Source organism: Providencia sp. M-27, assembly GCF_011077905.1.
GTDB lineage: Bacteria > Pseudomonadota > Gammaproteobacteria > Enterobacterales > Enterobacteriaceae > Providencia > Providencia huaxiensis.
On record NZ_JAALBT010000006.1, the window covers coordinates 108,283 to 129,556 of the forward strand.

The 21,274-nt window shown below is 40.7% G+C and carries 21 protein-coding genes; 13 read left to right on the forward strand and 8 right to left on the reverse strand.

Features of this window, described 5'->3' with window-relative positions; all coding sequences use genetic code 11:
• Positions 1 to 54 precede the first annotated feature (54 nt).
• Positions 55 to 777, forward strand: a complete 723-nt coding sequence (pnuC, locus tag G6Q48_RS10655) for a nicotinamide riboside transporter PnuC (RefSeq protein ID WP_102138341.1) — start codon at positions 55 to 57, stop codon at positions 775 to 777.
• 353 nt (positions 778 to 1,130) lie between these two features.
• A complete protein-coding gene (gene aroG, locus G6Q48_RS10660; RefSeq protein ID WP_102138342.1) occupies positions 1,131 to 2,186 on the forward strand; it encodes a 3-deoxy-7-phosphoheptulonate synthase AroG in 1,056 nt (351 codons plus the stop codon).
• 66 nt (positions 2,187 to 2,252) lie between these two features.
• Here the strand turns inward: aroG and G6Q48_RS10665 are convergent, their stop codons facing one another.
• From G6Q48_RS10665 to modE, 5 genes are all read right to left on the reverse strand, one after another.
• The gene (locus tag G6Q48_RS10665) at positions 2,253 to 2,993 is read right to left on the reverse strand and encodes a hypothetical protein (RefSeq protein WP_102138343.1); all 741 of its coding nucleotides are present in this window, start codon (positions 2,991 to 2,993) and stop codon (positions 2,253 to 2,255) included.
• A 161-nt stretch (positions 2,994 to 3,154) separates the two neighbouring features.
• The gene (gene gpmA, locus G6Q48_RS10670; protein ID WP_102138344.1) at positions 3,155 to 3,907 is read right to left on the reverse strand and encodes a 2,3-diphosphoglycerate-dependent phosphoglycerate mutase; all 753 of its coding nucleotides are present in this window, start codon (positions 3,905 to 3,907) and stop codon (positions 3,155 to 3,157) included.
• A 177-nt stretch (positions 3,908 to 4,084) separates the two neighbouring features.
• Positions 4,085 to 4,915: a CPBP family intramembrane glutamic endopeptidase gene (locus tag G6Q48_RS10675; protein ID WP_166266346.1), complete on the reverse strand. Its 831-nt coding sequence runs from the start codon at positions 4,913 to 4,915 to the stop codon at positions 4,085 to 4,087.
• A gap of 205 nt (positions 4,916 to 5,120) precedes the next feature.
• On the reverse strand, positions 5,121 to 6,590 hold the full coding sequence (gene modF, locus G6Q48_RS10680; protein WP_102138346.1) for a molybdate ABC transporter ATP-binding protein ModF: 1,470 nt from the start codon (positions 6,588 to 6,590) through the stop codon (positions 5,121 to 5,123).
• 144 nt (positions 6,591 to 6,734) lie between these two features.
• Positions 6,735 to 7,523: a molybdenum-dependent transcriptional regulator gene (modE, locus tag G6Q48_RS10685; protein WP_166266349.1), complete on the reverse strand. Its 789-nt coding sequence runs from the start codon at positions 7,521 to 7,523 to the stop codon at positions 6,735 to 6,737.
• Between the two features lie 218 nt (positions 7,524 to 7,741).
• Between modE and G6Q48_RS10690 the strand changes: the two genes are divergently transcribed.
• Positions 7,742 to 7,894 carry an AcrZ family multidrug efflux pump-associated protein gene (locus G6Q48_RS10690; RefSeq protein ID WP_004256731.1) on the forward strand — a complete coding sequence of 51 codons (153 nt, stop codon included), beginning with the start codon at positions 7,742 to 7,744 and terminating at the stop codon, positions 7,892 to 7,894.
• A gap of 53 nt (positions 7,895 to 7,947) precedes the next feature.
• Here G6Q48_RS10690 and G6Q48_RS10695 read toward each other — a convergent pair whose 3' ends face one another.
• The gene (locus G6Q48_RS10695; protein ID WP_166266352.1) at positions 7,948 to 8,973 is read right to left on the reverse strand and encodes an ElaD/SseL family deubiquitinase; all 1,026 of its coding nucleotides are present in this window, start codon (positions 8,971 to 8,973) and stop codon (positions 7,948 to 7,950) included.
• A 274-nt stretch (positions 8,974 to 9,247) separates the two neighbouring features.
• On the opposite strand from G6Q48_RS10695, the gene modA reads away from it, so the two are divergent.
• From modA to modC, 3 genes are read left to right on the forward strand one after another with little or no spacing between them, the layout of a single operon-like run.
• The gene (gene modA, locus G6Q48_RS10700) at positions 9,248 to 10,024 is read left to right on the forward strand and encodes a molybdate ABC transporter substrate-binding protein (RefSeq protein WP_166266355.1); all 777 of its coding nucleotides are present in this window, start codon (positions 9,248 to 9,250) and stop codon (positions 10,022 to 10,024) included.
• Positions 10,025 to 10,049: 25 nt separating this feature from the next.
• Entirely contained in the window at positions 10,050 to 10,739 is a 690-nt protein-coding gene (gene modB / locus G6Q48_RS10705) for a molybdate ABC transporter permease subunit (RefSeq protein WP_004256724.1), read from the forward strand.
• A gap of 1 nt (position 10,740) precedes the next feature.
• On the forward strand, positions 10,741 to 11,808 hold the full coding sequence (modC, locus tag G6Q48_RS10710) for a molybdenum ABC transporter ATP-binding protein ModC (protein ID WP_102138350.1): 1,068 nt from the start codon (positions 10,741 to 10,743) through the stop codon (positions 11,806 to 11,808).
• A gap of 209 nt (positions 11,809 to 12,017) precedes the next feature.
• On the opposite strand, the gene G6Q48_RS10715 is transcribed toward modC, so the two are convergent.
• Positions 12,018 to 12,836: a pyridoxal phosphatase gene (locus tag G6Q48_RS10715; protein ID WP_166266358.1), complete on the reverse strand. Its 819-nt coding sequence runs from the start codon at positions 12,834 to 12,836 to the stop codon at positions 12,018 to 12,020.
• 851 nt (positions 12,837 to 13,687) lie between these two features.
• On the opposite strand from G6Q48_RS10715, the gene G6Q48_RS10720 reads away from it, so the two are divergent.
• The 3 genes from G6Q48_RS10720 to pgl all read left to right on the forward strand — a co-directional run bounded on the left by G6Q48_RS10720 (position 13,688) and on the right by pgl (position 16,045).
• The gene (locus G6Q48_RS10720; RefSeq protein WP_166266361.1) at positions 13,688 to 14,116 is read left to right on the forward strand and encodes an NUDIX domain-containing protein; all 429 of its coding nucleotides are present in this window, start codon (positions 13,688 to 13,690) and stop codon (positions 14,114 to 14,116) included.
• Positions 14,117 to 14,147: 31 nt separating this feature from the next.
• Positions 14,148 to 14,942, forward strand: coding sequence for an inositol monophosphatase family protein (locus G6Q48_RS10725; RefSeq protein ID WP_102138354.1), 795 nt, complete (start codon positions 14,148 to 14,150; stop codon positions 14,940 to 14,942).
• A 116-nt stretch (positions 14,943 to 15,058) separates the two neighbouring features.
• The gene (pgl, locus tag G6Q48_RS10730) at positions 15,059 to 16,045 is read left to right on the forward strand and encodes a 6-phosphogluconolactonase (RefSeq protein ID WP_166266364.1); all 987 of its coding nucleotides are present in this window, start codon (positions 15,059 to 15,061) and stop codon (positions 16,043 to 16,045) included.
• A gap of 163 nt (positions 16,046 to 16,208) precedes the next feature.
• On the opposite strand, the gene bioA is transcribed toward pgl, so the two are convergent.
• Complete coding sequence (gene bioA / locus G6Q48_RS10735) at positions 16,209 to 17,477, reverse strand: adenosylmethionine--8-amino-7-oxononanoate transaminase (RefSeq protein WP_102138356.1); 1,269 nt, start codon at positions 17,475 to 17,477, stop codon at positions 16,209 to 16,211.
• A gap of 93 nt (positions 17,478 to 17,570) precedes the next feature.
• Between bioA and bioB the strand changes: the two genes are divergently transcribed.
• Genes bioB through bioD form a run of 4 tightly spaced genes read left to right on the forward strand, consistent with a single transcriptional unit; the run spans position 17,571 to position 21,198 of the window.
• The gene (gene bioB / locus G6Q48_RS10740; protein ID WP_102138357.1) at positions 17,571 to 18,608 is read left to right on the forward strand and encodes a biotin synthase BioB; all 1,038 of its coding nucleotides are present in this window, start codon (positions 17,571 to 17,573) and stop codon (positions 18,606 to 18,608) included.
• Positions 18,608 to 19,765, forward strand: coding sequence for an 8-amino-7-oxononanoate synthase (gene bioF, locus G6Q48_RS10745; protein WP_166266367.1), 1,158 nt, complete (start codon positions 18,608 to 18,610; stop codon positions 19,763 to 19,765). Before bioB ends, bioF begins: the two co-directional genes overlap by 1 nt.
• The gene (gene bioC / locus G6Q48_RS10750) at positions 19,743 to 20,528 is read left to right on the forward strand and encodes a malonyl-ACP O-methyltransferase BioC (protein ID WP_166266370.1); all 786 of its coding nucleotides are present in this window, start codon (positions 19,743 to 19,745) and stop codon (positions 20,526 to 20,528) included. Before bioF ends, bioC begins: the two co-directional genes overlap by 23 nt.
• Positions 20,521 to 21,198 carry a dethiobiotin synthase gene (gene bioD / locus G6Q48_RS10755; RefSeq protein WP_166266373.1) on the forward strand — a complete coding sequence of 226 codons (678 nt, stop codon included), beginning with the start codon at positions 20,521 to 20,523 and terminating at the stop codon, positions 21,196 to 21,198. The genes bioC and bioD overlap by 8 nt, the downstream gene beginning before the upstream one ends.
• The last annotated feature ends 76 nt before the right edge of the window (positions 21,199 to 21,274 follow it).

The window sequence follows — 21,274 nt, forward strand, 5'->3', positions numbered from 1 at the left end:
TGAATGAAGTACTGAGCAATACAACATTAACGATCACTTATAAAGGATTTTGGGATGGATTTCTTTAGTACAGCCAATACGTTAGTGCAGATCCCACTCTGGGGTTCAGTTTATGATTTATCTTACATTGAAGCCGTGGGGACGATTGCCGGCTTACTTTGCATTTTGCTTGCTAGCCTAGAAAAAACGATTAATTACCTGTTTGGGTTAATTAATGTTTCTCTATTCGCGGTTATTTTCTTTCAAATTCAGCTATATGCAAATTTATTGCTACAGATATTTTTCTTTGTTGCTAATATCTATGGCTGGTACGCATGGAGCCGAGTGACTAGTTCACAGCAAGCAGAACTAAAAATTCGTTGGTTGAGCTTACCAAAAGCCGCTATCACACTCGTTATTTCAATCATCGCTATTATTTATCTGACATTTAATATTGATGCGGTATTTGGTGTGCTTGCGAGATGGGCTGTCGAGTTATTAAACCTATTTGGTGCCAACCTTGCGATGCCTACGATAGAACCTGACGCATTCCCATTCTGGGATTCAGCAATGACCATTCTTTCTGTTGTCGCAATGATTTTAATGACGCGTAAGTATGTTGAAAACTGGTTATTGTGGGTCATTATTAACGTCATCAGTATTGTGATTTTCTTTATTCAAGGCGTTTATGCCATGTCATTAGAATACTTAATTTTATTAGGTATCGCCCTAAATGGCTCTAGACTTTGGATAAAATCAGCAAAAGAAAACGGCTCTTTGCCTATTTCCCGCACTTAGAGAGAAAAAATCGACTAAAACAGCGAAAGTGACATTATCGTCATTTAGCTGTTTTAGCTATTATTTGCTCTGTAAAATGCTATTTTCGCTGACTTATTGTGCTAAATTTCAACATTTCACCTCATTTTATAATTGGCGGCTAATAAAGTCCTAGTTTTATCGTGCGCTTGCCTGTTTACAGATGTCTGTTGAACGGTTAGATTAAAATTTCGATGCTAATTCTCTTTTATCCTTTGGGTACAGCGAGGAAATTCAGCTGTCTACTCTGCGCTTTGTTCGAGCGAAACTAACGTGGATAAATTTGGCATGTAAATCAACTACAGTAAAAAATAATAAACATTGGATATACGGGTATGAATTATCAGAACGATGACGTCAGAATAAAACAAATTAAAGAATTATTACCACCAATTGCTCTGCTCGAAAAATTTCCAGCAACCGACAAAGCTGCGTTTACCGTTCATGAAGCACGCCTGGCAATCCACAATATTTTAGCCGGTAAAGATGACCGTTTAGTGGTCGTCATTGGCCCTTGCTCAATTCATGATACTAAAGCGGCTTTAGAGTACGCTGAGCGCTTGGGTAAATTACGTGAGGAATTAAAAGGCTCATTGGAAATCGTGATGCGTGTGTATTTTGAAAAGCCGCGCACAACAGTAGGCTGGAAAGGGCTAATTAATGACCCTAAAATGGATTGTAGCTTTGATATTAATGAAGGTTTACGTATTGCACGTGAATTGCTGTTAACAATCAATAACCAAGGCTTACCGACTGCGGGTGAATTCTTAGATGTCATCAGCCCACAGTATGTGGCAGACTTGATGAGTTGGGGGGCAATCGGTGCTCGTACGACTGAATCACAAATTCACCGTGAGTTAGCGTCAGGCTTATCTTGCCCTGTCGGTTTTAAAAATGGTACTGATGGTACGATTAAAATTGCAATTGATGCAATTAATTCAGCACGTTCAGCTCATTGTTTCTTATCGGTAACTAAGTGGGGACATTCTGCTATTGTGAACACTAGCGGAAACCCAGATTGCCATATTATTTTACGTGGTGGTAAAGAGCCGAATTACAGTGCTAAGCATGTGCAAGAAGTACGTGAAGGGCTAGAGAAAGCAGGGCTTGTGCCGAGTATCATGATTGATTTTAGTCATGCGAATAGCTGTAAAAAATTCGAAAAACAGATGGAAGTGGCAACAGATGTTAGCGAGCAAATCAGCCAAGGTGACCGCTCAATTACAGGAATTATGATTGAAAGTAATCTTGTGGAAGGTAACCAAAATCTCGAATCTGATGAGCCACTAGTTTACGGTAAAAGTGTGACAGATGCGTGTATCGGTTGGAGTGATACTGAAAAAGTGTTACGTCAATTATCGGATGCAGTGATTGCCCGCCGCAATCGATAAAACTTAGTTATAAAAAGCCAGTGATAGCGATGAAAGAACATCGTTAACTGGCTTTTTTATGGTATTTTATTTTTGAATTCTATTTAATAATTCTTCCAGCTTAGCTTGCTCTTCCGGTGTTGCATTCGCTGGCGTTGCCGTTAATTGCAGTACTTCATTATCGACTTGAACATCAAAGTGTACTTTGCCTTTCTCGCCTTTAACATATTTCACCTCTTTTAATGGAATACGATAGCAGTAGGCGAAAATATTTGGGCGAATATAGAAATATGAATCTTTAATCGCTAAATAGATACTGTCACTCGCTTTTTTGCCAAAGTAACCAAGGAAAATTGTGAAAACAAATAGAAACATCCCCAAGCTTTGGCTCAATATAATAAAAGTAACACTAATTAAACCAAGTGCAACGACTAAAATACGGTTATTGCGTTTGTTGAACTCAACGCGCTGGTCAAATTGAACATTTAATGAGGTATCAAATTGGTTTAGTTGATGGTAACGCCAACGGATCGCAGAGAAAATCATTCCCATGGTAAACACAATGGTGATTGGCATTAATGCGAGGCTACTTAATACCGCAAGAACAATGGATAACCGAGGTTTATAAGTCATCACCATCATACTAATAATTTGTACTGGAAAGCTGACACAAGCAATGATCATTAAGGTTTTCATCAGTTCGGCATTAGCTGCACCATTTGAACCATCAACGACTAATTCACCGCCTTGGATCATATACAGCAGAGAACCTAAAATACTGGCGCTAAGTACAAGACCAACCCAAACATACATATTAAATTTGTTCATTTTATTGTTTTATCAACCTTTCAATCTGTTTTCCCTATGATAGTCGGTTATTGTGATTTCTTACACCTTGAGTTAATGAATTTTGCGGAAAAGAAAGATAATTATGACAAAAAAAGGGCTAAGCTTTCGCTTAACCCTCTATCGATAGCAATCGTAAATGCTTACTTCGCTTTACCTTGGTTTGCTACTGCAGCTTGTTTAGCTGCGATTTCATCTTGGTTACCTAAATAGTAACGTTTGATTGGCTTCATGTTTTCATCGAATTCATAAACCATTGGGACCGCAGTTGGGATATTCAGGTTCAGAATTTCATCTTCACCCATGTTATCCAAGTATTTAACTAAGGCACGTAAAGAGTTACCGTGAGCCGCAATGATGACTTTTTCACCGCTAGCAACGCGAGGCTTAATCACTTCTTCCCAATAAGGGACAACACGCTCGATAGTGGTTGCTAAGCTTTCAGTGACAGGCAGTTCTTTTTCTGACAGTTTCGCATAGCGAGGGTCATGGCCAGGGAAACGCTCATCATCTTTAGTCAGATCTGGAGGAGTGATGGCAAAGCCACGACGCCATAATTTAACTTGTTCGTCACCGTATTTTGCAGCGGTTTCTGATTTGTCCAAACCTTGCAGTGCACCGTAATGGCGTTCGTTCAGTTTCCAGCTTTTTTCAACAGGTAACCATTGCTGTTCAACTTGATCAAGGATATTCCATAAAGTATGGATAGCGCGTTTCAGAACGGAAGTGTAAGCAAAATCAAAAACAAAACCTTCGTCTTTTAGCAGTTGGCCTGCAATTTTTGCTTCTTCGCGGCCTTTATCAGACAGTTCTACGTCAGTCCAACCTGTGAAGCGGTTCTCTTTGTTCCACTCACTTTCACCGTGTCTTACTAAAACCAGTTTAGTTACAGCCATAGCTAAAACTCCTATCAGTACACTCAAATTAAAAATGAATTATTGCTGACCTACATTATAGGGATAGTCAACTCGAACGCCAGTAGCAACTTACGTTTTATCTAAACCAAATCAAAAAAGTCACGATCAAAGAAATTTTCATGTGAAACTTAGTTTAAAATTCGTTGCCTTGCCTTTTTATTGACTCACCACCATTTTTACAGGATAAGTAAAAAATAACAGATGTCCCAAATTTAACCCGAAGTGAATCGATACAGCAAGCCATAATTTACCACTCCACATCCAAGCTAGGCCATAAATCAAACCCGCTAACGTAGCAAAGAGAATTAACAGTGGTCCACCAGCAAAATGTACAGCACCAAATAACAGCGAAGCAATCACTAATGCGAGGTATGGGGATTTTAACCAAAGGGTTAAACGTTGCTGTAAATATCCTCGAAATAGCGCTTCTTCCGCTAAGGAAACAAAAAATAGATTACAGAGCACAAAGGCCGGTAGCCAACTAGGGAAATGCGATTCAAAGGCTAATCCACCGGCGGCAGTAGCGATTAACAATAAAAGTGGGACAGAAATAACCAGCAGTGCCCACTGAACTTTAGTTGCATGTTTGGCTGGCCGGCAGACAAATAACGTTGGTAAGCAGGCAAATAAAATAAAAGGGACGAGTGCCTTATCAAAATTAAAATACATTGTGAAAGGGGCGCTATGTGCGCCTACGGAAACTTTATCGAGATATTTTAGGTTATTAAACCCGGGAAATAAGTGAATAAAGAGGCCAACTGCACAAACGAATAAGATGATTTCACTGATAATTTTTATGGATAAATAGTGTTGGAAACGCAAACGAATAATGACAATTATTGTAATACCAACCAATAGCAGAACTGCTTGCCAATCAATAACCTGTGTAAGTGCTGCGGTAATAATTGTGCAAGCGAGTAAAAAAAGTGCAATTAAACGATGTGTTGCAAGCGCTGTAAGTGAAGAGGCTAACATTAACCAAGCCATAAAGAATATCCATTAAGATGTCTAAATTATTAGAAGGGGCGCAGTGTAATGGTTTTGTGTGAATTTTCTAATTTAAAATAATCAACAAAATAATAAGTTAAGTAAAATCAATAGATTGTGTTCGTGTGATTTCGTCACTATTTATTAAACAGTAGATTAAATTTGCCAATAGTTTTATCGCATCTATTGGCAAATAAGTTAAAAATTAAAGCTCTTCAATATCGTAACGGTATTTACCCTTGTCAGGGACAAAAGTGAGCCGATGTGTAATACAAGCAGGGGCGTCTTCTTGATGATGGCTGACAAACAAGAGCTGTGTGTTACCTTGGCTTAGCATGACATCAATAAACCGCAGAACTAACAACCTATTAAGACCATCTAGACCTTGCAATGGCTCATCTAAGATCAGCATAGCAGGGTGTTTAACTAGCGCGCGAGCAATTAAAACTAAGCGTTGTTGCCCCCATGAAAGACTATGGAAAGGTTGTTGAGCTATTTGCGTTGAAAAACCTAACAAAGCTAACCATTCATACGCTAATTGTATTTGGCGGTCGGAAGGGGTTTGGTACAAGCCAATAGAATCATGAAAACCGGAAATGATGACATTGAGTACACTGGTGGCGACACGGTATTCTTGGTGAATGCTATTGCTGACGTAACCAATATGGCGCTTGATATCCCATATGGTTTCTCCTGTTCCACGACGGTGACCAAATAACGTTAGGTCATTACTGTATCCCTGAGGGTGATCCCCTGTGATCAGGCTCAGTAACGTTGATTTTCCAGCCCCATTTTCACCGATAATTTGCCAGTGTTCGTTTGGGTTTACCTGCCAATTTAACCCGTGCAATATCGGTTCGTCATTGTAGCTAACGATACCATTTCTCAAAATAATACGGGGTGTCGTGTCATCCAGTTTTTCGTCTGTGGTGGGGTCCTCTGTTTCAGGGATGGAAAGCTGCTTAATTTTCTCGCTGTGTTGTAATTGCGTTATTAGCGTGTTAGCGAGTACTGACTCTCTATCTCCTGCCATCGTTAACTTGCAGTCAGCGACGACACCGATGTTTTCAATAAAGTCTGGGAGCTCATCGAAGCGGTTTAGCACTAATACTAAAGTTAAGCCTTTTTCAGACAAACTTGATAGCAGCTCGCTAAGATGACTTCTGGAATAGACATCTAGGCCATCAAATGGCTCATCAAGGATTAGCAGGTCGGGGTTACCCATTAATGTTTGGCATAACAGTACCTTGCGAGTTTCTCCTGTGGAAAGGTACTTAAACCGACGAGACAGCAGGTCACTGATACCGAAGCGAGCGGCAAGCTCAAGGCAATATTCATTGTCTTTATGGTTAAATTGGATGATTTCAGCGGCTGTATACCCTGTGTCATCTTCATCATCACTGAGCATATCTGTGTTATTGCGCTGCCATTCTTCATTGATAATTTTTTGTAATTGTTCAAATGATAGACGAACTGGAGAGGTGAATGTATTTTTTACAACGCCAGAAAGTGGGGGAAGTTCATTAGAAAGTACCCGAGCAAGTGAAGATTTACCGCTACCATTGGCACCAATAAAAGCCCAATTATCCCCTTTTTCGATATTAAGTTGTTGAATGTCTAAAGTTTGTATTTCGCTGAGCTTAAAGTTGCCATGTTGTATTGTTATTGTGCCCATCAAGCTTCCTTATCATGATTATTTACCTTGTCATCTATCACAAATAATCAGGATTGAAGATAAAGTCAACAGCTGAACAGCATGGTAAGAGAAAAAAGGTGAATGCTTACTCACTTATGATAGCAAGTAAGCTTAGTGAGCACACTAACAGAGGGTGGCGATAATCACTTGGTCCGCATTGAATAATGCGGTAACGCTATTATTCACTTTCAATGATTGACTATCAATTTCACTGTTTGGCATGGTTGAACATAACGTTTCACCGCCTGTAAGTGTCACAATGACTTCACTGTTCTCATTACCTCGCTCTAACGTGGTAATTTTCCCTTCAAGATGGTTATCAAAGCCAGTTGGGGCGGGTTGTTTAGTAATTTTTACCCAAGGCGCTTTAATCAATGCGAGTACTTCTTTACCTTCAGTTAACCCTAAACGGTTAGCACTTTGCTCTGTTAGTGCGGCATTAATCACAGTACTGTTATCTGATAAGCGAATTTGCACATGTTGCTGAACTTGCATGTGGTCACGGGAAATTAAAGTACCAAAAAATTGGTTACGAGCACTGGTTTGCAATGAAAACCGTGAAATAGCTGCTAATAAGCTGTCTAAAGGGAGATTGTCTTCTTTTAGAACATCAAAGGCTTTTTGTTGGATTTGTGCTAGTAAATCATACAGTTGAAGTAATCTTTCACCGTAATGTGTGAGTGTTGTACCGCCACCGCCTTTACCCCCTGTTGCTCTATCAACAAGGATATCATCAGTGAGTTGATTCATTTCATTGATGGCATCCCAAGCACTTTTATAGCTGATCCCAGCAAGTTTAGCCCCTTGGCTGATAGAGCCTGTCGCTTTAATTTGTTTGAGTAGCGCGATACGGCGAGGATCAGCAAATAAACTGCCCTGTAGTTTCAGTGTGAGTAAAATTTCGGCCTGCATAAATTCCTCCCTTCCGGTGTGGCTGGTGATGACAGACGTAAAAAGCACGTTTAGTATGTCGTTAGTATAATATTTTGTCTAAAATAGTCTCCATTATAACGTAATTGTGCGTTATTATTTTGATTTGATCTATACTCAATGTATTGAGAGTCAAGTTTTCCCTCGTCAGCGTATCTTGTAGGCTGGTGGGTACAGTATCACTGAAGAGGTTTTTTCCTATGTTAGAACTAATTAAAAGTCTGGGTTTTGCCCTGATGATGGTTCCAGTTGTTATGTTTTTGATCATGGGTTTGATCTATGGTTTGGGCGCGTTCTTTAACTTACTGTCTAAAGCACACGTACCTCATCATCATAATACTGAGAATAAGTAACGCTTAGCGAATACTATTCGAATTAATTATAGACCCCTTGATGGTAAATGCTGTCAGGGGGTTTTTCTTTTTGGTTTTAGGCTATCTAGGTAGCTAGAATATAATTGCCTGCGCTTTTGAATATTAAATTGTTGTTGTTCTTCACTGGTTTTCTCTGAAAAAGAGGATTGGAACTGCATTAGGGCTTCAATGGGGTCCGTTGGTGTCTGTTCTGTAAGTTCTTTGATTGCTTGATGAACAAAAAGCCCACATCCATTAGGGACATATTGTTGAATATTCTTTTCAATATAATGAATTTTTTTTGCTCCAGCTAATTCAGCTGCTTGTGCAATTTTCTGTTTAGCTTCCAAGTCGAGCTCGTAAAAAGAATTAAAAACCATCCCCTGTATCTCATTTTTTACCTCATCCTGGTAAAGCACAAATAAGACCCAATGGTTATTATTAATATTGACAGGAAATAGTTCCAGTTGGCTAAGAGGTTGTTGGCTTATAATTTTCTGAGAAACTATGTCATATAATAGGTTTTCATTATTTTGCATGAGGCCAATAGGGCTATTAACCGTTAACATTGTCGAGGATCCCGTTTCTCTCTTATCGGTAGAGCCAATTTCATCGCTTGTTATCATCCGGTTATTACCCCAGAGATCTGATTCATTACCTAACACTGGTGGTAGGTTTTGCGCAAATAAATGGGTTAATTCGATTTTATCGTCGAGTTTTTCTAGGGTTGAGCCAATGATATACAACAGTTTAGAAGGGTGTTTAAAAGCCTCTCTATGGTGTTTGGATTGATACAGAACCTGACTGGTTTTTTGTATTTCTTTATCGATTCCTTTTACTGCGGAACGTTTTCCACTAAATAAATCAAATAGGATGTTTTCTGCATTTTTTCCTGCAGAGTCTTGCCTAAGAGCAATGTTATGCAATAAATCAATACTCTCTAAGTTTCCATCACTCGCCGATTTTGCTAAAGAATCTAAGGTTTCAGGTGCTATTTCTTTATCAAATAACCCATTAAATTGTTCAATTGTTAACTCAGCCATAAGGTGAGTCGTTAGTTTTGTCGAAAACGTCTCCATATAATTACCTTTGCTATGTCGTTTGTAAAAGTAGAATGAAATACTGAAATATGCACAATTTGTGCCGATAAAATTACAAAGGAAATAAATTGTTCTCTACATAAAAACGATTTTACGGTTGGGGGATTTTTCATCGCTCGTGGAGTTTTAGGGAAAACATGCAACAAAATTGCATCATTTCTTGAGCCAGCACACTTTTATACGTAGTTTGACTTTAAGTTATCGCTGTGTCCTGTTATATATAGCGTGTTGATTAATACTATGGTGAATTAAAATGAAAAAAGGTTTGGTATCACTTCTTGCTGGCGCAACATTGACATTAACTCTGGCTAGCAATAGCTTTGCAGCTGATAAAATTACGGTTTTTGCAGCGGCTTCTTTGACGAATGCATTGAATGAAATTTCAGAGCAGTATAAAAAAGACACGAAAGTTGAAGTTGTTGCTTCTTATGCGTCTTCTTCAACTTTGGCTCGTCAAATTGAGCAAGGCGCACCCGCTAACTTGTTCATTTCTGCTGATCAACAATGGATGGATTACGCCATCGATAAAAAGTTGATGGTGGAAGATACGCGCTATACATTATTAGGTAATGAATTGGTGTTAATCGCACCGAAAGATGCAAAAATCGATAAAGTTGAAATTAATAAACAAACTGATTGGAAAAAACTGTTAGATGGTGGCCGTTTAGCCGTTGGTGACCCTGATCATGTTCCTGTTGGTATCTATGCGAAAGAGGCATTAAGCAACTTAGGTGCATGGGAAACGGTTGACCCGCTCTTAGCACGTACGAATAACGTGCGTAGCGGTATGGCATTAGTTGAACGCCAAGAAGCCCCTTTAGGGATTGTTTATGGTTCTGATGCTGTCGCTAGCCAAAAAGTGAAAGTCGTTGGTGTTTTCCCAGCAGATACCCATAAACCTGTTGAATACCCAATGGCGATTGTTAAAGATCAAGATAACCAAGCAACGCGTGATTATTATGAATACTTAAAAACCCCAGCGGCTTCAGAAGTATTCAAACGTTACGGTTTTGAACCTCGTACTCAATAAACGTTAAGAGAGCATTTTTTTGCAGATGTTAAGTCCTTATGAATGGGAAGCGATTTACCTAAGCCTAAAAGTATCCAGTGTGGCTGTCATTTTCAGTTTACCGTTAGGTATTTTAGTGGCATGGGTGCTAGTTCGCTGTAATTTTCCTGGAAAAACACTGCTCGATAGTATTATCCATCTACCACTGGTGCTGCCGCCAGTGGTAGTGGGTTATTTACTGTTGATCAGTATGGGAAAACGCGGTTTTATTGGTGAATGGCTATATAACTGGTTTGGTTTTAGTTTTACCTTTAGTTGGCGGGGGGCTGCGCTTGCGTCTGCCGTGGTCGCATTTCCACTGATGGTGCGTGCAATTCGTTTAGCGCTTGAGGCGGTTGACCAAAAATTGGAATTAGCCGCGAGGACATTAGGTGCAACACCGTTGCGTGTTTTTTTCACGATAACCATTCCGCTTTCTCTTCCCGGCATTATTGTCGGAACAGTATTAGCATTTGCACGTTCGCTTGGTGAATTTGGCGCCACAATTACATTTGTTTCGAATATACCCGGTGAAACACAAACCATCCCATTAGCGATGTACACCTTAATTGAAACGCCGGGAGCGGAGGTAGACGCTGCGCGTTTATGTGTCATTGCGATTATTTTAGCCTTGATTTCATTATTGATCTCAGAGTGGCTCACCCGTTGGGGTAAAAAGCGTTTGGGGGTGGCTTAGCATGTTAGAACTCGATTTTTCTCAAAAACTAGGGGACTTACAGCTTGAAGTCACAACACAACTGCCAACGGAAAGCATTACTGCGGTTTTTGGGCTTTCAGGTGCAGGTAAAACCTCGCTTATCAATGTGATAGGTGGGTTAACGAAACCCAATACAGGGCGAGTTGTGCTAAATGGCCGTACATTGGTGGATATGGAAAAAGGTATTTGCTTACCACCGGAACAACGCCATATCGGTTATGTGTTTCAAGATGCACGGTTATTTCCTCATTATCGGGTGAAAAGCAATTTGCGTTATGGCATGTCACCTATAATGAAAGACCGCTTTGATGATATTGTCGGCTTGCTTGGTATAGAAAAACTGCTAAATCGTTATCCAATTACACTATCTGGCGGTGAAAAACAGCGTGTAGCTATTGGTAGAGCCTTGCTCACAGCACCTGAAATTCTACTGATGGATGAGCCTCTAGCCTCTTTGGATTTGCCCAGAAAGCGCGAACTCTTACCGTATTTAGAAAAACTGTCCCAAGACGTTAAAATTCCAATTTTATATGTCAGCCATAGTTTGGATGAAATTTTACGCCTTGCGGATAAAGTCATTGTGATGGCGCAAGGAAAAGTAAAAGCGTTTGGCCCTTTGGAAGACGTTTGGGCAAGTAGTGCTTTGCGCCCTTGGCTACAGCAAGAAACGTTAAGCAGTGTGGTGAGTGCAACGGTGCATAGCCAACACCCTGATTATGAAATGACAGCGGTGATTGTAGGTAGCCAAAAACTGTGGATCCCACGCGTTGAGGCACAGCAGGGGGCTGATGTACGGATACGTATTGACGCCGCTGATGTTTCTTTGGTACTCGAAAAGCCACAAGTGAGTAGTATTCGCAATATTTTAGCCGCAGAAGTCGTTGAATGGATTGAAGATGGCGAACAAGTGGATGTGAAGCTAGATTTAGGCGAAGAACATTATTTATGGGCGCGGATCACTCGCTGGGCAAGGGATGAGCTTTCTATTCGTAAGGGTCGCAAGGTGTATGCGCAAGTGAAGGCGGTATCATTATCACGTCATCTATAATTACTCGTCGTCCTTGTCGCTGTGGCGTTGTTGGCTACATTCAGCTACCCAAGTCACATACTTCTGTACGCTCCTTGGGATAGCTTCATTTGCCGCCTAGCCACAACACCAATGACTTAGAGTAAAAGGTATCGTTCTTGTCGGTGTGGCAATAGAAAATAGAAAAAGGAAAGCGGGGCTTTCCTTTGAATTGAGAATTCACGAGAAGATTACAGAACGTATTTACGGATTACTTCAGCAATACCGGGTTCGGTATTAATGCGAGTGACTAATTTGGCCTGCTGCTTAATTTCATCAACCGCATTGCCCATGGCAACACCTAAACCTGCGGTGGTCAGCATACTTAAGTCATTGAAGTTATCGCCGAAAGCCACAACATCATTCATCGTCATCCCTTGGGATTCGACCCACTCTTTTAAGCGTTGGCCTTTGCTATTGCCTTTGCGACCGACGTCCACTTGATCCATCCAAGACCATTCACAATCTAAACCAAAGTCATTTTCAATTTCACTAACGATTTGATGGAGTTGTTCCGTATTTGGCGAGCTAACAGCAAATTTCCAAATAGAATCATAGTGATGCATTACATCAGCATAGTCTTCAACAAATTCAATGGTTGGGCGCTGTGCAATAGGCAAGGATTCGGCCCAATTTAATGTACGTTTAATGCCTTCTGTTTGTGCGTTATAAAGCATTGCATTATCAACATACATTAAATGTTGGATATCCGTCCCTCGCAGTTTATCGATCATTTGGGTGACTGAATCGAGGGTCATTGGATTGGATTTTAGGACTTTTTTGCCTAAATAATCGTATAGATAAGTTCCGTTGCAACAGATCGCTGGCGTATCAAGGTCTAAGGTTTGGTAAAATGGATGAATCGCAACATGGTGGCGACCAGTGACGATGATCACTTTAACGCCTTGGCGACGAGCCTCTTGTAAAGCAGCTAATGATTCCGGCAGGATTTTTTTCTGGTGATCAAGCAGTGTTCCATCAAGATCGAGCGCAATAACGCGGTATGACATAAACGGCTCCACGTGATTTAGTTGTTACCTATCTTACTAAAGGGCTAGAGATAGGGAGATGATGAATTTAACGAATAACGAGAAATTATTGCTATAAAAACAGTCAACTTGGTATGTTTTATCATCATAACGTTAACTGAACCGTTTTAGTATCATTATTATTTGTTCTTTGTGTCATCCTTACAATTAAAGCGAAATCAAACTAATAGCTGCGATAAACAGAAACCTACAGAATCTTTGCTCACATTAATTCTAAAATTTACGCTCATATCAATAACTCCACTTGTGTATACTACGTTATCAGTTAATAACTAAGTGCTCGGATGCCATCCAGTATTAGAGAAAGTAAAATCAGGGGATAATATACAGCTCAATGTTAAATATTATGTAGTTCAACATCCTCACTGATTTAAGATCTTGGAGATAGCTAATCATCCAAAACCTCAAGATACAAGTAGCCAATAAAATTTTGATATGAAATTAAAAAATAAAATTGAAATAATATACTTCGCTATTTATTAAAAATGGATAAGCATAATATGAAAGCTTGATGAGTCTAAATTTTCAATTGGTCTGCATAAATTCGTAGAGAAACTAAACCAAGCTGGTGCACTTGAAGCTGATATACCTGGCTCAACGTGCCCTATGAATGAATATTTTCTCTTTCATTCACCAAATAAAATCTCTCGTGACTATGATGAGAAAATTCGAGTTAATAAAGCTCATTTCGAAAATGCTATAAAATTTCACAATAGCATGTTTAAGTTGGATATTTGGTATGGAGAAGAGCGTTTCAATTTTATTGATAATTATTTATCAATCATTTTATCTGTTGCAGAGAAGTATCGAAGATGATAGAGAAATATATTCCTCATTCAGTAATATCCAAACTTAAAAACTATGATCGTGTTGTTGTAGGCGGTTTAATCAAAGCTGGACATGATTCAAAAATTCTGTTTTTGAAGCGTTCAGAAGGCGAGTTCATGCCAAATGTATGGGAGATTCCTTCTGGTGGCATGGAGTATGATGAAGATATGCAGACAGCGCTTAGTCGTGAAATTGCAGAAGAAACCGGAATGATAGTTATTGAAATTTCTGGTTTTGTCGGTGCGGTTGAGTACCAAGCAATTGGCCAAAGTTGTATTCAATTAAACTTCAATGTTTTATGCTCTGGTCATATTTGTTTAAGTTCTGAGCACTCAGATTTTGCATGGTCTACTATTGAGTCATTCAAGGGTAATCTTGATGGTTTTATGTTGAGAACGTTCGGATTGCAATGAGTGACAAAAAAACTAGTCAAGGAGTTCTACAGTGTTAAATATTGCTTTAGAAGCCGCTAATACTGCTAGTAAATATTCACTAAAAGGCTTTTACGAAGCTGGTACATTTACAAGAAAAATAGATAACACCATTGTTACCGCTACAGATCTTAAAGTAGAAAATGTGATAAGAGAAGTACTTCAGGTGAAAACCCCACATATTTCTATTTTAGGGGAGGAGCTCGGAACAAATATTGAAGGTGAATTTTCTACCGGATGGATAATAGATCCTATTGATGGAACACGCGCATTTTTGTATGGCGTTCCATTATTTAGTACTTTGATTGCTTATGTTGAACGTGGCATCCCCCTTGTCGGTGTTATATCATTTCCCGCCATTGATACTATGTATTATGCATCGTTAGGAAACGGGTGTTGGTCTAAAAAAGGTGATCTTGCACCAAAACGGATATGTACTCAGATAAAAAAAACGAAAAAATTAAGTGAAGCTGTTGTTTCGATATCAGGAATTCACAGTACTAATTTTGATAGTAGAGAAGGTAACAAAGCTTACAATCTATCAAATGTCGTTAATTCTGCTCAAGATATGGTTTTTATAAATGATTGTTATCAGCATTCAATGGTAGCAACAGGAAGGATCGATTGTGCTATTGATACGTTAATGAAACCATGGGATATCGCTGCTATTTTACCTTGCCTTACTGAAGCTGGAGTTTATTATGCAAATATTAATGGTAATAAAACAAACGTGATCAATGGGGGAAGTTTGGTGTCAGCATCCTCCTCTGAGTTATTGGATGAAGTGATTGTAGCTTTAAACTTATGATACTGAACCTTGGCGCTATTTACTCAGCGTAATTTGCATAATATAGGGTATAGTGAAGCCAATGTAGTAGGCTATAGATACGGTTTTGTATTTTTATCATGAATTAAGGAGTCAGGATGAATCAGGTTGTTTATATTGCGAGCCCCGAGAGTCAGCAAATTCACGTGTGGTCGATGAATGAGGTTGGTGAACTTACTCTTTTACAAACGGTAAAAACACCAGGCCAAGTGCAACCTATGGTACTAAGCCATGATAAAAAACACCTTTATATTGGCGTGCGCCCGAATTTTCGTGTTGTAACCTATGAAATTGAAGAGAAAGGGTTACTGCGTTTAAAAGCAGAAACATCCGTTCCGGGAACGCCAGTTCACTTATCATTGGATAACACGGGCAAATATCTATTTGTTCCTTCATATCATCAACACAATCTATCGGTGCTGGCCATCAATGGCGAGGGCGTGCCAAATCAAGTCGTCCAAGTTATTGAAGGCTTGCGTAATCCACACTCTTCCCATGTCGATGTTGATAATCAACAGCTTTGGGTTCCTTGCTTGGGCGAAGACCATATCCGTTTATTCGATTTACATGAAAATGGTTATTTAACCGAAGCAACTGCGGATCAAATTACTACAGCAGCGAAATCAGGCCCTCGTCATCTGGCCTTCCATCCAAGTGAAAAAGTCATTTATTGTGTGAATGAGTTAGACTCAACGGTAGGCGTGTATCGTAAATTTACTCGCTATCGTAATATGCAAACTTTGGCAAATTACCCATTAGGTAACGAAAGCCAGCGCTGGGCTGCCGATATCCATATTACGCCAGATGGCCGCCATTTGTATGTTAGTGAGCGCTCAGAAAGCTACCTCAGCCACTATCTGGTTTCTGATGACGGTTGCGAGCTAACATTAGAAGCACGCTACCCAACAGAGACGCACCCAAGGGGCTTTAATATTGATGTGACAGGCCGTTTTTTAATTTCGAGCGGGCAAAAGTCAGACCATATTTCAGTCTCTGAAATTGACCCAATTACGGGGAAATTGACGCAAATAGGAAGGTATAGGGTCGGGAAAGGTCCTATGTGGGTCATTTCAGTCATCCTTTGAGCCGTAACTGTGTTGGCTACGTTTACTAACCCTAGTCACATACTGGTGTATGCTCCTAGGGCTTAGTTTCACTTGCCGCCTTGTTACAGCTCAAATGATTTATGAAATACTCTAGATTAAAAATTCAGTTAGAATCACTTCGATTATCATTGAGTTTATCGTGCTATCCCAACACTTTTGCCATTGCATTTGTCACTTTACTGAGTTGCTCGGGGGTGATGATATACGGTGGCATCACATAAATCAGCTTGCCGAATGGGCGAACCCAAACACCATTTTCCACAAATACTTTTTGCAAAGCGGCTGTGTTTACGGGCTGCTTCATTTCAATTACGCCAATTGCACCAAGAATGCGCACATCTGCAACACTAGGGTGGGATATTAAAGGCATCAATTCAGCCTTAAGTTGTTGTTCGATATCGGCAACTGTTTCCTGCCAAGGGCTATTGAGTAATAAGGTCAAACTGGCATCCGCTACAGCACAGGCGAGAGGGTTACCCATAAAGGTTGGCCCATGCATAAAACAACCTGCTTCACCATTGCTAATGGTTTCTGCCACATGGCGAGTTGTGAGGGTGGCTGAAAGTGTCATATAACCACCTGTTAGTGCCTTACCTAAACACATAATATCGGGTGATATATCAGCATGCTGGCAAGCAAACAATTTCCCTGTACGACCAAAACCAGTCGCAATTTCATCAGCAATCAATAGCAAACCATACTGATCGCACAAATGGCGGACTCCCTTTAAATATTCAGGGTGATAGATGCGCATACCACCGGCACCTTGGACGATCGGCTCAAGGATGATCGCTGCAATTTCATCACTATTTTCGGCAAGTTGTACTTCAAGAGGATGCAAATCGGTGCTGTCCCATTCGTCGTAAAAACCGCATTGAGGCGCTTCCACAAAAATATGCGGAGGTAAATACCCCTTATACAGGCCATGCATTGAATTATCAGGGTCACAAACGGCCATCGCACCGAAAGTATCTCCATGATATCCATGACGTAATGTGAGGATCCGCTGGCGCTTTTCCCCTTTGGCTTGCCAATATTGCAATGCCATTTTCAGAGCAACTTCAACCGCCACGGAGCCGGAATCGGCAAGAAAGACACATTCCAGCGGCTCTGGTGTGATGGCAACCAATTGCTTACATAGGTTCACAGCAGGTGGGTGTGTGATCCCGCCAAACATCACATGGGACATTTTCGCTAATTGCGTTGTTACCGCTTGGTTTAATACAGGATGATTATAACCATGAATAGCAGCCCACCATGAAGACATACCATCAATTAATTTTTTTCCATCGGCCATGATTAGCTCAGCGCCATGGGCTTCAACTATCGGGTAAGCCGGAATTGGTTGGCTCATCGAGGTATAAGGGTGCCAAATATGTTTGGCATCAAACTGAATATCTACATTATCCATTTGCTATCATCGTCAACTTTTTTAGATCATTTTAGTTGACATGATAGTCGCAATATTTAAACTGGCAACAACTTTTTCAACTGGAGAGTTTCCGTGAGCCAATTAAAACAGTGGACAATAAAACAAGCTAATGAACTGTTTTCAATGCCTTTTTTTGAATTATTATTTCAGGCACAGCAAATTCATCGCCAACATTTCGACCCGCAGCAAGTGCAAGTGAGTACGTTGTTATCGATTAAAACCGGGGCTTGCCCTGAAGATTGCAAATATTGTGCGCAAAGTGCGCGCTATAAAACAGGGCTAGAAACTGAAAAGTTAATGGAAGTTCAGCAAGTGCTGGAATCCGCGAAAAAAGCGAAGCAAGCAGGCTCAACCCGCTTTTGTATGGGGGCTGCGTGGCGGAATCCGAAAGAACGCGATATGCCTTATCTTGAGATGATGGTAAAAGAAGTGAAGTCATTAGGGATGGAAACCTGTATGACATTAGGGATGATTGATAATTCCCAAGCTCAACGCTTAGCAGAAGCCGGGTTAGATTATTATAACCATAACCTTGATACCTCTCCTGAATACTACGGCAATATTATTACGACTCGCAGTTATCAAGACCGCTTGAATACACTCGAAAATGTCCGAGATGCAGGGATCAAAGTCTGCTCTGGTGGGATTTTAGGTTTAGGTGAGAAAGTCAGTGACCGAGCGGCATTATTAGTGCAATTGGCAAATTTACCGAAGCCACCAGAAAGTGTGCCGATCAACATGTTGATGAAAGTTGAAGGAACCCCAATGGCCGATAACGAAGATGTCGATGCATTTGATTTTATTCGCACTATTGCCGTTGCACGTATCATGATGCCAACGTCATACGTTAGGCTATCGGCAGGTCGTGAATATATGAATGAGCAAACTCAGGCATTATGTTTTATGGCCGGTGCGAACTCCGTATTCTATGGGTGTAAATTATTAACGACGCCAAACCCCGATGAAAACAAAGATTTAGCACTATTTAGAAAACTGAATATTAACCCTGAGCGAATTGAAACTGACGAAGGGGATAACCATCAAGCTGCTAAGTTAGCCGAAACGCTGTTAACCGCTGATAACCATCAATTTTATAACGCAGCAGTATAATGACTTGGCAATCATTTATACAAAACCAGATAGAGCAGCGTAAACAGGCTTCTATCTGGCGTCAACGGCGCTGTATTGATAGTGCTAATGGTCGTTCACTTTTTCTAGCTGGAAAAGAATTTCTTAATTTTTCATCCAATGATTATTTGGGGCTATCTCACCATCCTCAAGTAATTGCCGCGTGGCAACGCGGTGCTGATGAATATGGTGTGGGAAGTGGGGGATCGGGGCATATTACCGGGTTCACCAAAGCACATGATAAATTAGAGCAAGCGCTCGCTGATTGGCTAGGCTACCCGAAAGCCTTATTGTTTATTTCAGGTTTTGCTGCGAACCATGCGGTGATCACGGCATTAATGACGGCAAATGATCGTATTTTAGCGGATAAACTTAGCCATGCATCGATTATGGAGGCCTCGATTCATTCAGGGGCTCAATTAAGGCGCTTTCAGCATAATAATCCTCTATCACTTAATAAGTTAATTCAAAAAACCGTTTCAGGAAAAACGCTTGTCGTTACGGAAGGGGTTTTTAGTATGGATGGTGATAGTGCTCCCCTTCAACAATTACAGGAAATAGCTAGAAATCAGCAAGCTTGGTTGATGGTTGATGATGCTCATGGGGTTGGCGTTATCGGAGAGCAAGGCCGTGGCAGCTGTTTTGCGAGTGGAATTAAACCTGAAATTTTAGTCGTGACATTTGGCAAAGCATTTGGTTTAAGTGGCGCAGCGGTGCTGTGTGATGAGCCAACGGCTGACTATTTTGTACAGTCCGCACGCCATTTAATTTATAGCACGTCAATGCCACCCGCTCAGGCTGTCGCACTGCTAGCAGCCGTTGAGCAAATTAAGCTCGCAGATCACGCAAGAGAAAAGCTTAACCAACATATTAAATATTTTAGACATAATGCTGACTTTGATGGTATGCAGCTAACTGATTCAACCACGGCCATTCAGCCACTAATTGTTGGTGAAAACCAAGCGAGCCAACAGTTAGCCAATTTTTTACGCAAAAAAAACATTTGGGTGCAAGCGATCCGACCGCCAACAGTTCCACCAGGGAGTGCTAGGTTACGGATCACGTTAAGTGCTGCACACCAACGTCAAGATATCGATCAATTATTGGAGGCTTTACATGACTTTATCGCTCAGTCGTGAAAAGCATAAAATTGCGGCGGCATTTGGCCGTGCGGCTAAAAGTTATGACGCAGTGGCAAGTTATCAACGATCAACAGGAACACAACTGCTTGGTCAACTGGCTTCAGCCTTAAATCACTCACAATCAGCGGTGCCATTGCATATCTTAGATGCAGGGTGCGGTACGGGGTATTTCAGCCATAAACTGAAAAATCAAGGGCATCGCGTCACCGCATTAGATCTTTCTGTGGGAATGCTCGAAATGGCGCAAACGAAAGCCGTTGCCGATCATTATTTATGTGCGGATATAGAATCCATTCCATTGGATCCACAACTCTTTGACGTGGTTTTTTCCAATTTGTCGGTCCAATGGTGCCAAGATCTGAGCAAAGCATTAAGCGAGTTATATCGAGTGACAAAACCGGGGGGAGTAGTGGTGTTCACCACACTTGCAGAGCATTCTCTGACAGAATTATCCTCAGCTTGGCATTCACTTGACGGCTATTCACATGTGAATGCCTTTCTCAGTGTTCAGCAGATACGAAATAGTTGTCAGTCATGGAGACATGAACTTATTTTTCAGAAGGATACACTCTATTTTCCTGAGTTAATAGCGCTGCTTCATTCACTGAAAGGGATTGGCGCGACACACTTGACCACGAAGCGTAAAGCGGGGCTAATGACCCGCCAGCATTTGCAGCAACTTGCTTTGCTCTATCCAATGACAGAACAAGGCTTACCTTTAACTTATCATACGGTGTTTGGAGTGCTTTACCGTGACTAAAACGTACTTTGTAACCGGAACGGATACTGAGGTCGGAAAAACTGTGGCGAGCTGTGCTTTGTTGCAAGCCGCGGGAAAACAAGGCTGGAAAACAGTGGGTTATAAACCAGTCGCTTCAGGAAGTGAGATGACTGAGCATGGCCTGCGAAATAGTGATGCATTATTATTACAAGCCAATAGCCAGGTTAAATTACCCTATGAGGCGATTAACCCGATTGTATTTGAGGCGCCAACTTCACCGCATATTATCAGTGAAGAACTAAATCAACCCATTGAATTTTCAGTGATAAATAAAGGCTTGGCTTATTTGAAGTCCCAAGCTGATTGGCTATTAGTGGAAGGTGCTGGTGGCTGGTATACCCCGCTATCCAGAGAAAAAACGTATGCAGATTGGGTGATTGAACAGCAGCTACCCGTTATTTTAGTCGTTGGGGTTAAGTTAGGTTGTATAAATCATGCACTGTTAACCATGGAGTCTATCAAAGCTTCAGGTTTATCTGTGGTAGGCTGGGTGGCCAATGAAATAGAACCCGCAGGTGTTTTCCAAGCGCAATATTTGTCGACACTTAATCGAATGATTAAAGCACCTTGTTTAGGCGTGATCCCGCACCAAAAAACACTTAGCGGCAAATTAGGACGCTATTTGGATCTTTCTTTATTAACTATTTGATTATATAAAAATAGACATGTTTTCCCCAAGCAGCGCTAATGGCTTGGGGTTGATCGATTGTTAAATAAGGATCCGA